At 29.2% G+C, this 12,633-nt stretch carries 16 protein-coding genes and 1 pseudogene; 12 read left to right on the plus strand and 5 right to left on the minus strand.

All coding sequences use genetic code 11. The features are described 5' to 3' along the window. The 5 genes from WBG30_RS01120 to WBG30_RS01140 all read right to left on the minus strand — a co-directional run. Positions 1 to 390: DUF4097 family beta strand repeat-containing protein (locus WBG30_RS01120; RefSeq protein ID WP_424502801.1), on the minus strand; the 390-nt coding region annotated here is incomplete at its 3' end. A 19-nt stretch (positions 391 to 409) separates the two neighbouring features. Next, positions 410 to 1,171 (minus strand): hypothetical protein, encoded by a 762-nt coding sequence (locus tag WBG30_RS01125; protein ID WP_424502802.1) that lies wholly within the window; start codon positions 1,169 to 1,171, stop codon positions 410 to 412. A gap of 32 nt (positions 1,172 to 1,203) precedes the next feature. Further along, positions 1,204 to 1,905, minus strand: coding sequence for a hypothetical protein (locus WBG30_RS01130; RefSeq protein WP_424502803.1), 702 nt, complete (start codon positions 1,903 to 1,905; stop codon positions 1,204 to 1,206). Beyond that, a complete protein-coding gene (locus tag WBG30_RS01135) occupies positions 1,898 to 2,593 on the minus strand; it encodes an ATP-binding cassette domain-containing protein (protein WP_424502804.1) in 696 nt (231 codons plus the stop codon). The genes WBG30_RS01130 and WBG30_RS01135 overlap by 8 nt, the downstream gene beginning before the upstream one ends. Further along, positions 2,593 to 2,952 (minus strand): GntR family transcriptional regulator, encoded by a 360-nt coding sequence (locus WBG30_RS01140; protein ID WP_424502805.1) that lies wholly within the window; start codon positions 2,950 to 2,952, stop codon positions 2,593 to 2,595. Before WBG30_RS01140 ends, WBG30_RS01135 begins: the two co-directional genes overlap by 1 nt. A 230-nt stretch (positions 2,953 to 3,182) precedes the next feature. On the opposite strand from WBG30_RS01140, the gene WBG30_RS01145 reads away from it, so the two are divergent. From WBG30_RS01145 to WBG30_RS01200, 12 genes and pseudogenes are all read left to right on the plus strand, one after another. Continuing rightward, positions 3,183 to 3,383 carry a hypothetical protein gene (locus WBG30_RS01145; RefSeq protein ID WP_424502806.1) on the plus strand — a complete coding sequence of 67 codons (201 nt, stop codon included), beginning with the start codon at positions 3,183 to 3,185 and terminating at the stop codon, positions 3,381 to 3,383. A gap of 170 nt (positions 3,384 to 3,553) precedes the next feature. Next, positions 3,554 to 4,132 carry a dephospho-CoA kinase gene (gene coaE / locus WBG30_RS01150; RefSeq protein ID WP_424502807.1) on the plus strand — a complete coding sequence of 193 codons (579 nt, stop codon included), beginning with the start codon at positions 3,554 to 3,556 and terminating at the stop codon, positions 4,130 to 4,132. A gap of 135 nt (positions 4,133 to 4,267) precedes the next feature. Then, the gene (locus WBG30_RS01155) at positions 4,268 to 4,765 is read left to right on the plus strand and encodes a phosphatidylglycerophosphatase A family protein (RefSeq protein WP_424502808.1); all 498 of its coding nucleotides are present in this window, start codon (positions 4,268 to 4,270) and stop codon (positions 4,763 to 4,765) included. Between the two features lie 10 nt (positions 4,766 to 4,775). Beyond that, on the plus strand, positions 4,776 to 5,972 hold the full coding sequence (locus WBG30_RS01160; protein WP_424502809.1) for a CinA family nicotinamide mononucleotide deamidase-related protein: 1,197 nt from the start codon (positions 4,776 to 4,778) through the stop codon (positions 5,970 to 5,972). 6 nt (positions 5,973 to 5,978) lie between these two features. Then, the gene (locus tag WBG30_RS01165) at positions 5,979 to 6,527 is read left to right on the plus strand and encodes a cupin domain-containing protein (RefSeq protein WP_424502810.1); all 549 of its coding nucleotides are present in this window, start codon (positions 5,979 to 5,981) and stop codon (positions 6,525 to 6,527) included. A gap of 11 nt (positions 6,528 to 6,538) precedes the next feature. Further along, complete coding sequence (locus tag WBG30_RS01170) at positions 6,539 to 7,060, plus strand: KdsC family phosphatase (protein WP_424502811.1); 522 nt, start codon at positions 6,539 to 6,541, stop codon at positions 7,058 to 7,060. Positions 7,061 to 7,078: 18 nt separating this feature from the next. Continuing rightward, positions 7,079 to 9,583 (plus strand): DegV family protein, encoded by a 2,505-nt coding sequence (locus WBG30_RS01175; protein WP_424502812.1) that lies wholly within the window; start codon positions 7,079 to 7,081, stop codon positions 9,581 to 9,583. 227 nt (positions 9,584 to 9,810) lie between these two features. Further along, the gene (locus WBG30_RS01180) at positions 9,811 to 10,293 is read left to right on the plus strand and encodes a hypothetical protein (protein ID WP_424502813.1); all 483 of its coding nucleotides are present in this window, start codon (positions 9,811 to 9,813) and stop codon (positions 10,291 to 10,293) included. A 4-nt stretch (positions 10,294 to 10,297) separates the two neighbouring features. Continuing rightward, positions 10,298 to 10,720, plus strand: coding sequence for an NfeD family protein (locus WBG30_RS01185; protein WP_424502814.1), 423 nt, complete (start codon positions 10,298 to 10,300; stop codon positions 10,718 to 10,720). A gap of 12 nt (positions 10,721 to 10,732) precedes the next feature. Continuing rightward, positions 10,733 to 11,623, plus strand: a complete 891-nt coding sequence (locus WBG30_RS01190; protein ID WP_424502815.1) for an SPFH domain-containing protein — start codon at positions 10,733 to 10,735, stop codon at positions 11,621 to 11,623. 202 nt (positions 11,624 to 11,825) lie between these two features. Then, positions 11,826 to 12,140: pseudogene (locus WBG30_RS01195) on the plus strand (peroxiredoxin); the annotation flags it as partial. A 5-nt stretch (positions 12,141 to 12,145) separates the two neighbouring features. Beyond that, the gene (locus WBG30_RS01200; RefSeq protein ID WP_424502816.1) at positions 12,146 to 12,442 is read left to right on the plus strand and encodes a hypothetical protein; all 297 of its coding nucleotides are present in this window, start codon (positions 12,146 to 12,148) and stop codon (positions 12,440 to 12,442) included. Positions 12,443 to 12,633 lie beyond the last annotated feature (191 nt).

Genomic DNA, 12,633 nt, shown 5'->3' on the forward strand with positions numbered 1-12,633 from the left:
AAGGTCTAAAATTAAATCACTGACAGTTATAGAACCATTTTTAGATAAAATAGATAATTTTTCGATGACATCTTTTGGAATTTCGACAATGATAGATGTTTTATTTTTCGAAAAGAAAGAGAAAGGAAAAATACTACGCGGAGGAAGGACTTTAACTTCTAATTCTTTTGAATTGATCTGTTTTTCTATCTTCAATTTTACATTAGTAGTGATAGACAGGGTTATTTCTTTTGAGTCAGTGGGTAAAACTTCAATACTTGCATTTCTATTAACTATTGAAAATGAATTGATATTTTCTACACTATAATTTGTTTTGATATTATAAGTTTTATCGTTAGAATAAGAAAATCCAAATATAGTCAACATTAAGATTAAGATTATTTTTTTCATTGTGTTACCTCCGTTTTAATTATTTATTTACTTTTATTTTCCCAATTACTGTTTCAATAACTATTTTTTTACCGTCTAAATTATAGACATCGTCATATTTTATGATTTTTTTTGTATTTTTGGTGTTTAACGAAACTCCTCCAATGACTGTCGTAATATTGTTTCTGCCAGCGATTTTATTGATATTAAGATCAATACTACCAACTACAGTTTCTAAGTGAGAACTTTCTAGGAATTCATTCCCATCTAGTATTATTGATCCTCTAACAGTTTCTATATCACCAATTTTATTGATATTTATTCCACTAATATCAACATTTACAGTCTCAGCAGAAAAAATTCCATCTAAATTTTTAATATTTATCTCCCCATTTACTAGTTCAATTTCTATGTCTGCTTTCACTGAGCTAATATCTATTTTTGAATTTACAGTTTCTATACTGATATTATTATTAATATTATTTGTAGGAATAGAAAGGATAATATCTATTTTTCCCTCGCTATTTAACCAAGTTTTTTCTTTTAATGATTTAATTTCAATATTATATTCGTGAGATTTACTATTTTTATTTTCAATGTAACTAATTTCATCCTTAGAAATCATTTCTATCTTAAAATTGTTATCCTTACTAGGTATTATATGAATATCCCCATTTACTAGTTCGAGACTTAAACTCTTTATTTCGTCTCCTGTATAGCTTTTGTCTAAAGTATGTATTTCATTTCCAAAAGACAATGCTCCAAAACACAAAATACTTAATATTAATAAAATTTTTTTCAATTGTTGTCCCCCTTAGATTAAATAATTTTCTCTTAAAAATCTGTTTTATTGTCTATCAACCATCCGCTTATCCAAAGCATCAAAGCAGTGATAAAAGCGATTACTATAATATAAATTCCTGTATTTAAAGAGGAAATATTACTGAGATTATCCCAGAAAATAAGACTAAAAATTTTAGATAAGATAGACATAACAATAATAACAATAAGTGTTTTAAATTTTAGTTTAGAAAGAAAAGTTTTAGTGATAATAATACTTAAAAATACCAAAGCAAAGAAACTCCCTATTGAAACAAAAGTTAAAGTTAAAAGCTTAATTCCACTTATAAAAGCTCCATTTTGTAGAAGGCCATCCATTTGAAATGAACATTGAGGAGTAATATAAGAGTCATTTGCTATCAGCCATATAAATGTTGTAAAAACTAATGCTGTTCCTGTAATAATTGTAGTTAAAAATTTAGAAGAAATTATTTTGAAACCACTATAGGGAGTCATAAAAACAAGACTTCTATCGGTAGAATTAATATCTCTTGAAAAAATAAGTAATGATGAAAAAATGAATACAATATAACTGATAAAAACTAGTAAGCCTCCTTTGTCAATAAGATCAGTGTCAGCTGTTTTTAGGATAGAAGTTTCATAAATAATAAATACCTGCATTAGAAGAAATAAAATTCCTAAAATAGAAAACATTTTTTTGCGTTTTAACATCTCAAATTTGATTAAATTAAACATTATATACCTCCCAATAAAGAGATTCTAAAGATTTATTTTCAGCATCTCTAAATTCTTCTAAGTTAATATCTCTAATAAGTGAACCTTCATTTAAAAATAAAACTTGTTCTAAAATAAGTTCCATTTCATTTAAAGCGTGGGAAGATATCACGATAGTACTATTTTCTGAAGTCATACTAATAATTGTATTTTTAATAAGATCTTTAGAGATAACATCTATTCCATTTAATGGTTCGTCAAACATATAAAACTCTACATTTCTAGAAAGACATAAAGTTACTTTTAATCTCATCTTCATTCCTGTTGAAAATGTTTCTATTTTTTCATCAAGGGGTAATTTCATATTTTTGAGAATCTGATGTGCTTTTTCCAAAGAAAAATCTTCAAAGCTATTGTTATAAAAATTTAAAATATCTGTAACCATAAGACTAGACATAAAGACGTCTTCTGTAGGCATGAAGGCAATGTTTTTTCGTGTCTTATACGAAATTTTATTATGATTCATTGATAAAGTTCCCTTAGTTGGTTTAACTAGTCCATAGATAGTTTTCATCAAAGTTGTCTTTCCACTTCCATTAGGACCAATTAATCCATAGACAATTCCTTTTTTAAATGAATATGAAAAGTTATTCAAGGCCTTTTTTTTGAAATAACCTTTAGTTAAGTTATTTATAATTAAATTTTCCATTATTTTTCCTCCTCTATCTCTCTTAACATTTTTATTGCTTCCTTTGTAGAGATGTTGAGATCTCTCATGTCGCAAATGAATTTAATTATGATATCGTTAGCCATCTTCTTTTTTATATTTTCCAAGATAGTTTCGTCTTCTACAACAAATGTACCCATCCCTCTTTTAGTAAAAACGATATTTTCTAATTCCAATTCCTTATATACCCTAGAAACTGTATTAGGATTAACTTTAAGTTCTACTGCTAGTTCTCTTGTAGACATTAACTTTTCTCCAGGTTTTAATGTTTTTAAGGATATATCTTGTTTTAATTTATCCATTATCTGTAAATAAATAGGGATATTTTTTTTAAATTCCATATCTCCTCCTTGTATCGTGTTAGTGACCTAGTTAGATAGTACACTAGAATTAGAGCAAAGTCAAATAATTTATAAAAATATGATATAATAAGTTCAAATTCAAATTTAATAATATTTGACTATAGAGTTAATATGATAATAAAAAAGTAAAAAAGGCTAATGAAAATAAGGCATTTATTGAAGTTTTTTAGTTGATAGCTTGTGTATAGGATATTAGGAGAATGAAATATATGACGAAAAAAGAATTTTTAAAATCAATAGGAACAACAGAGGAAAAGTTAAAGATAGAAAAGAAAGAAATCATAAAATTTGATGATGGAGATCCTGAATGTGTAGGGTGGGAAGTAAGATATATAGATGAAAAGCAATCTATAGAGATAGCTTTAGGGTGTAAATGCAGTACTAGCAATAACCTACATGACAAGATGTAGATATTTGTAAATATTAAGCCTCCAATAATTTTGGAGGCTTTTTAAATGTTACAAGATATTAAAATATATTCGTTAAATTAAGGTATAATAAGATAGTTATAGTCCATAGAATGGTGAAACAAATTAATTTAAATTGATGTTAGAAATGTTTTAAAAAAAGGAGAAAACTTATGATATTAGGGCTAACAGGTGGAATAGCCAGTGGAAAAAGTACAGTAAGTAAAAAATTAAAAGAATTAGGTAGTTATATAATAGATGCAGATAAAATTTCAAGGGAAGTTTCGAATTCCATAAGAGTATTAAAAGAGTTAGAGGAAAACTTTGGTTCTGAAATAATAGATCATGGGCATTTAGATCGACAAAAATTAAGAAAGACAATATTTGAGGATGAAGAAAAAAGGGAACTTTTAAATAGTATAATGCACCCTATTATAGTGGGGAAAATAATAGAAAAGATAGAAAACAATGTGGAAGAAAAACTTATAGTATTAGATATTCCTCTTCTATATGAAACTGGTTTAGAGTACCTGTGTGATAAAATATTGATAGTGTGTACCGATGAAAACATTCAAGTGGAGAGGGTCAAACAAAGAGATGGAATAGAGGTTGAAATGGCAAAAAAAATAATTGGGTCTCAGATGTCATTATCGGAAAAGCAGAAAAAATCAGCGATACATATTGAAAATAACGGGGGGTTAGAGGAATTATTAAAAAAAGTAGAACTAATATATAGTGAAATAATAAAATAACTCCCTACAAATATCATGGGAGCTTTTAAATAAAAGTACCTCTACTTTGAGTTCAAAGTTAAAATATGTTATAATAACTAGTGTGAAACACCCCTAGAGGATCAGTTTCTATATAAAAAAACGGAGGAGAAAATTATGAAAAAAGAGGTTGTAAGAGGCTTAGGAACTTGGTTTGGACTGGGAGAATTATCAAAAGCTCCGGGAACGATGGGAACACTAGGCGCAATACCGTTATTTTTTATGTTGAACTCATTTAGGTTAGTAATAGCTGATGCAAGATTATATAATTCATTTTATTTTATATTTTTAATAGGTTTTTTTGCCTTATCAATATATGTATCAGATAGATGTGAAAGAGAAATATTTAAGGAAAAAGATCCACAGAGAGTAGTTATAGATGAAGTTTTAGGGTTTATGGTAACGATGTTTTTAGTTAACCCAGTGGGAATCAAAGAAACAATAGTAGCTGTAATCTTGGGATTTTTATTGTTTAGATTTTTTGACATAACTAAGATAGGTCCAATAGATAAATCACAGCATTACGGATATGGGTTAGGAGTAGTGTTAGACGATTTTTTAGCAGGAGTTGTGGCCAATTTTTTATTGATAATGTTGATGACAATAATTTTCTAGGAGAGGTATTATGGATGCAACAATTATATTGGTCGGAACAGAACTCCTAAATGGGATGACTGTAGATACTAATAGTATATATATAGCAGAAGAACTCAATAAATATGGGATAGAGATAAAACATAAATTGGTAGTTGGTGACAATATAAAAGATATTGTAGAAGCTATTCAATATGGAAATTTGAGATCAGATTTAATTATATTAAGTGGTGGATTGGGCCCAACTATGGACGATCTGACAAAATTAGCTATCTCTGAATTTTTAAATTTAGATTTAGTGGTAGATAAAGAAGACTATATAGATTTAAAGGAAAAATATGATTTTTATAACCTTATATTAGAAGATAAAAATTTGAGGGAAGCAGAAAAGCCATGTGGAAGTCAAACAATTATTAATGATGTTGGGATGTGTAAAGGGATCTATATAGATAAAATTGCAGCATTTCCTGGGGTACCTAGAGAACTCTATAATTTATTTCCTAAGTTTTTAAAATTACTGGCATCTGAAAAAAAACTAGAGGAAAATATCTATATAAAAGATATTTTAGTATGGGGAATTCCTGAATCGGTATTAGAAACCAAAGTCATTCATTTATTTAAATTAAAGGGAATTCATTATGAGTTCTTGGTGAAAGATTATGGTATAATAATAAGACTACAGACAATAAGCACTAATAAATTGATTGTAGATAAAATAACAACAAGTCTTTATGAAGTATTAGGTGAAAATATAATAGGTGAAGATAATGAAAGGCTAGAAACCTCCATCTATAATTATTTAAAAGATAAAAGATATCAAATATCTCTGGCAGAATCTTGTACAGGAGGTATGATAGCTTCTAAATTTATTGAAGTAGACGGAATATCTTCTGTATTTAAAGAAGGAATAGTATGTTATAGTAACGAATCCAAGCAGGTAAGATTAGGAGTACATAAGGAGACATTAGATCTCCATGGGGCTGTTTCTTATGAAACTTGTAATGAGATGTTAGATGGATTAACCACAGATGTAAAAATAGCTGTAACTGGGATAGCAGGACCAAATGGTGGAACTGAAGAAAAACCGGTTGGAACTGTATATATAGGGACAGTTGTAGGAGAAAAAAAATACATAAAAAAACATTTCTTTAATGGAAATAGAGAAAAAATACGAAGAAATACTATGATGAGAGCAATGTTTGAGGTACTAAAAATTTTGAAGGGGTGAAGGAAGATGGCATTAGGAGAAAAGATAAAAAAATGTAGAAAAGATAAGGGGTATTCTTTGAGATTACTGGCTTCTAAAGTGAACTTATCGGCTAGTTTTTTATCACAAATTGAGCAAAGTAAAGCATCGCCGTCTATCGAAAACTTAAAGAAAATTGCCAATGAATTGGATGTAAGAGTAAGCTCATTGATAGAGGAAGATGATGAAAAAAAAGACACAGTTATGGTAAGAAAAAATGAAAGAAATAAAGTAGAAAGTATAAATTCTAAAACAATGATATCTCTGTTGACTACTTCTGATATAGAAAAACATATGGAACCGATATTGTATGAAATCGAGCCAGGAGGAGAGAGTGGTAGAGATTACTACACTCATAATGGAGAAGAATTTATATTTGTCTTAGAAGGGAAATTAGAAGTACAGATTGAGAGCAAGATCTATGAATTAGACGAGGGAGATAGTTTATATTTTAAATCTACTCAAAAACATAAATTTAGAAACGTTGGTGATGAATTATCAAGAGCAATATGGGTAGTAACTCCTCCAACATTTTAAGGTGGTGAAAAATGAAACCCAATTTAAACGAAATAAAGATAATAATTTTAGATGTAGACGGAACTATGACCGATGGAAAGATAACATATGATAACAATGGCACCGAGACAAAGTCATTTAATGTAAAAGATGGAATGGCTATAGCTCAGGCTATAAAATATGGAGTAAAAGTAGCTATAATAACTGGAAGAACCTCTGAAATAGTGGAACAGAGGGCCATAGAATTAGGGATTTTAGATATATATCAGGGGGTAGGAAATAAAATTGCAACTCTAGATGAATTGCTCAAAAAATATGATTATAAGTATAAAAATGTGGCTTATATGGGAGATGATATCAATGATATCCCTGCTATGATGAGAGCAAATTATGTAGGAATAACAGCAGATGCTGTCTCAGATATAGATGAATTCGCAAATTTTAAAAGTAAATATAATGGCGGATATGGGGCTGTTAGGGAATTCGTAGAGACAATATTAAAAGCTAATGGGATTTGGAGAAAGATTATACAGGAATATAAAAGTAAAAAGTAAAAAAGAAGGAGTATAATTATGAAGATAGAACACTTGAATGTTACGAGGTTAATTAAGTTATTTATCGCAGGAAGTAGATGGATGTCTAAACATGCAGATATATTAAACGACTTAAATGTATATCCTGTACCAGATGGAGATACAGGAACAAATATGTCAATGACTATGCAAGCTGTAGAAAATGAGTTAGTAAAATTAAACCATGAACCTACAATGCATGAATTTTGCGAATTGTTATCAGAAGCAATATTGTTAGGTGCCAGAGGAAATTCTGGGACAATTTTATCTCAAATTGTTCAAGGTTTTTTAAATGGATTTGAAGATAAGGAAGAATTGAATATTGATGATATTACAAGATCTTTTGAACAATCTTCACAGTTAGCTTATAAAGCTGTAAGTAATCCTGTAGAGGGAACTATGCTTACTGTAATTAGGGTTATAGCTGAAAAAGCTAGAGAATATAATGGACCAAAAGATAATTTTATTCCATATCTATCATATGTAAAAGACGTGGCATATCAAGCTGTAGAGGAAACCCCTAATCAATTATTAAAATTAAAAGAGGCAGGAGTTGTAGATGCAGGAGGAATGGGTGTATTTTATCTTATTGAAGGATTTGAAAAATCAATAACTGACCCTGAAATGCTAAAAGATTTAGTAAGAATAGTGAAAAGCCAGGCTCATAGAAGAGCAAGGTTAGAAGCTACTAATATTGACATTGATATTAAATTTAAATATTGTACTGAATTTATTGTCCAGGCAGGAAAATTTGATATAGAAGATCTAAAGAAAGAGATAAAAGAATTAGGAGACTCAATGGTAGTAGCCCAAAGTTCAACTAAAACTAAAACTCATATTCATACAAATAATCCAGGGGCAGTATTAGAGATAGCTATAAAATATGGTGGATTAGATAATATTAAGATAGATAATATGGAGTTACAGCATAGAAACTTACATGTGGCAGAGGAAGATCTAATAGATCCAAATTCAGCTCATATAATGGTTCAAAATGAAAATACAGAAAAGAAAGCTTATTTTGTAATAGCAGATACCTATGAGATGGGAGAGTTATTCATTAAATCAGGGGCAACTTGTGTACTTATTGGTGGGCAAGGGCAGAACCCAAGTGTAGCAGATATGGAGATGGCGATAGCTAAAATAGATGCAGAGAAGATAGTGCTTTTACCAAATAATAAAAATATTATTTCAGCTGCCAAAATAGTGGCTGAAAGAGCGTCTAAAAATGTAGAAGTATATGAAACTAAAACTATGTTAGAAGGTAATTTTTATGTGAAAAATAGATCTGAAAATTTGGAACTAGTAGTGAAAGATGCCAGAAGAAATAAATCAATTGAGATTACAAAAGCTATAAGAAATACTAAGGTTGGAAATCTAACAATCAATGAAGGAAACTATATAGCTTTAGTAAATGGAAAGATCATGTATGAAAATAAAAATTTAACAGACCTAATATCAGATATATATGAGGAAAATATAGATGAAAACACTTTAAATATATTTGCAGTATTAGGAAATGAAAATACAGATGAAGGGAATAAAGCTATAATAAATACTAAAGGGATAAAACATGAGGAATATATAGGGAAACAGGATAATTATCACTACTACTTATATATAGAAAATAAAGACCCAAATCAGCCTGAAATAGCAATAATTACAGACTCTACTTCAGATTTAACACCAGCACTTATTGGTGATTTATCTGTTAATGTTATCCCTTTAAAGATAAAATTTGATGGGAATAAATACTATAAAGATGGGGTAGATATATCTAAAGAAGACTTTTGGCATAAGATAATAACTGAAGGAATTATACCTAAAACCTCTCAACCATCCCCGGCAGAATTTAAAAATTTATATGAAAGATTATTGAAAAAAGGATATAAAAAAATAATAACGATATTGATTTCTAGTAAATTAAGTGGGACACAGCAGGCAGCCAAAGTAGCTCGTGGGATGCTACCAGAGGAGAAAGACATAGCAATATTAGATTCTAAGAATGTATGGTTAGGATCTGGGCATCTAGTTTTAGAAGCAGCTAAGATGGCTAAAGCAGGAGAATCTTTTGAGGCAATTATAGAAAGTGTAGAAGAAATGAGAAATAAAGCGAAAATATATTTTGTAGTAGACAAATTAAAATACCTTGAAAGAGGTGGAAGAATAGGTAAAGCATCTGCTAAAATTGGTGGAGTGTTAAATATAAAACCAATATTAAAAGTTGAAGATGGTGAAGTTCATAATGAGAAAAAAGCTATTGGAGATAAAGGTGCCATGAAATATATGGAAAAATTACTTAAGCAGGAAGCTAAGAATGGATCTATAGTGTTATACACTGGCTGGGGTGGAACAAAACATCAGTCTGAAAATGCAGATGAACTCAGAAAATCAGTTGAAAAGTTCGATAATGTAGATTATCAATCAAGATGTGAAGTTGGATCGACTATTGGTTCTCATTCAGGGCCGTTATATGGAATGGCTATATATCCAAAAATAAAATAAAATATAAAAACCTAGTAAATATGCTAGGTTTTTTAATGGCATATAGAATAAATATGAAGGGGAATTAATTTTGTTTTTCTTTGTTTATTTTATTTTCTAAAATTTTTTAGGAATAGAATTTCCTATTTTTATTAAAATTCTTAAAATTTTATAAAAAAATATTGGGTAGATGCAGATTATTTGGTATACTAAATTTAAGAAACAGATAATTTATAAGGGGGAAAAAAATGAGAAAAAGTTTAGACGTATTGGAATCAATGATATATTACTGGAATACTGTAGCAGAAAAAGGGAAGGTAAGTGAGCAATTTATATCTTTTTTAGCTCAAGATAGAGGTATGAAAGCTACATATAATGAGGATTTTGATGATGAATCAGTAAGAAAGGTACTTAGTGCTATCTCAAACGTAGAACCGTTTATAGGGGATACATTAAATGAAGGAAAATTCTGGACTAATAATATGTGGATGATAGAGAAGATGGATTATATGAACAGTGTAATAAATCCATTAAAAAGATTAAGTGTAGAAGATTTAGGAGAAGGACAAGTTGTGTTCTTACCATTACAACTTGATTTATTCCATAAAAAAGGTAATACCTTATATATAAATTTCTTTATGGTAGAACCAGATGAAATTAATGGAACAGAGAAGCTTACTATTGAAGGTGTAGAGATAAAAGAGTGGATCAAGAAAACTATGATGGGGTGATAGAATGGCATGGGATAATGGGATGATTTGGTGGTTTTTATTAACTATAGTATTTATAGGAATAGAATTAGCAGTACCGGCATTAGTTAGTATATGGTTTGCATTTGCAGCTATAATATTGACACTGATATCGGGAATAGTGAAAAATCCTATAAACGAATTTTATATTTTTGTGGGACTCAGTGGACTTTTTTTAGTACTTACTAGACCGATAGCTAAAAAACTTTTAGAGAAAAGAAAACCTATTGAAAGCAGGATATTTGGGCAAAACGTCGAAATATATAAAGAGATAGAATTAAATCTCTATGAAGTAAAATTAGATGGAAAATATTGGAGAGCTATTTGTGACGAGAAGTTAGAAGTAGGAGATAAAGGAGTTGTAGAAAAAGTAGAAGGAAATAAATTGATACTTAAAAAGAAGATATAAAAGGAGGCAGACATGTTATTATTTTTTTCATTGATATTAGTACTTATATTGTTAATCGTAACTAATATTAGAATCGTACCGCAATCACAGGCATATGTTATCGAAAGGTTAGGGGCCTATATGGACACTTGGGATGTAGGATTAAGATTAAAAATACCGTTTATAGATAGGATAGCTAGAAAGGTATCTTTGAAGGAACAAGTTATTGATTTTCCTCCACAACCAGTAATTACAAAGGATAATGTAACTATGCAAATAGATACAGTAATTTATTTTCAAATTACAGATCCTAAGTTATATACGTATGGAGTAGAATATCCTCTAAACGCTATAGAAAATCTTACAGCAACTACATTAAGAAATATTATTGGTGATTTAGAATTAGATACTACACTAACATCTAGAGATGTTGTAAACACTAAGATGAGAGCTATATTAGATGAAGCAACCGATCCATGGGGAATCAAAGTAAACAGGGTAGAATTGAAAAATATTATGCCACCTGCAGAGATTCAAGATGCTATGGAAAAACAAATGAAAGCTGAAAGAGAAAGAAGACAGAAAATATTGATAGCAGAAGGAGAAAAAACTTCTGCAATATTAGTAGCAGAAGGGGAAAAACAATCAGCAATATTAAGAGCAGAAGCTAATAAAGAATCTGCTATAAGAGTAGCAGAAGGAGAAGCGGAAGCACTTCTAGAAGTTACAAAAGCTCGTGCAGAATCATTAAAATTATTAAATGAATCTCACCCAACAAAAGAAGTACTTTCACTTAAAGCTATGGAAGCTTTTGTTAAAGTAGCAGATGGAAAAGCAACTAAAATTATAATTCCATCAGAATTACAAAATGTAGTTAATTTAGCTACAGCTTTTACAACAGTAGGAGAAAATAAAGGAAAATAAGAAATTAATTATAAAAGGTAATATACATGTTTTGTATATTACCTTCTTTAATAGTTAGGAAATTATAAAATTTATGGAGGTTTAAATGGATATTATTTTAGAAAATCAGAATGAAGATATGACTAATTTATCAACTCATAAAGGAAAAAAGATCTTATTTTTTTATCCTAAAGCAAATACACCTGGGTGAACAGCAGAAACGAAAGAATTCGGTGAATTCTATGGAGCATTTAAAGAGTTAGGAATAGAAATTTTTGGAATAAGTAAAGATACCGTAAAAAAACAATCTAACTTTGCTAAAAAATTAGAGACACCATTTAGTTTACTTAGCGATATTGACGGTGTAATATGTGAAAATTTTGGTGTTTGGCAAGAAAAAAATTTCATGGGGAAAACATCTATGGGGATAGTAAGATCTACATTTTTATTAGATGAAAATAATGAAATTATAAAAGAGTGGAGAAAAGTAAAGGTAAAAGGACATGTAGAGGAAGTTTTAGAAATTTGTAAGGGGTGATAGGTATGGATTTTGATGTTATAATAAAAATTGTTGTTTATATGATAATAGTTCGGATAATTATGAGTAAAGCTAAGAAAAAGAAAAATATGAGAACTAATAACAGAGAAAATTCTACTCCTAGAACATCTGATAGGGAAAAAAGAACTGAAATGAAAGAGAAACCAGAAGGTAGAAAAAATAATAGAAATAGAGACTTAAATAGTTTTAGAGATATAATGCCAAAATCAAACAAGTCACTTTCACCTGATGAGAGGATGAAACAGAGGGAGAAAGAGTTAGAAAATATGAATAAGAGATAGAAAAAAAGGTAATATACACAGACGGGCGTTTCCCAAATTTAGTGTAAATTAAAATATTCCCTTTCTAACTATTAGAGGTATAATCTAGTAATTAGGGAGGGATTTTTTATGAGTAAAAAAGCGAAAAATATTAATCCATTGGTTAAAAAGATCTTTGAAGAAAATGATATTGAAAATATTTCTGATGCACA

Source organism: Psychrilyobacter sp. (assembly GCF_049671765.1).
Classification (GTDB): Bacteria; Fusobacteriota; Fusobacteriia; order Fusobacteriales; family Fusobacteriaceae; genus Psychrilyobacter.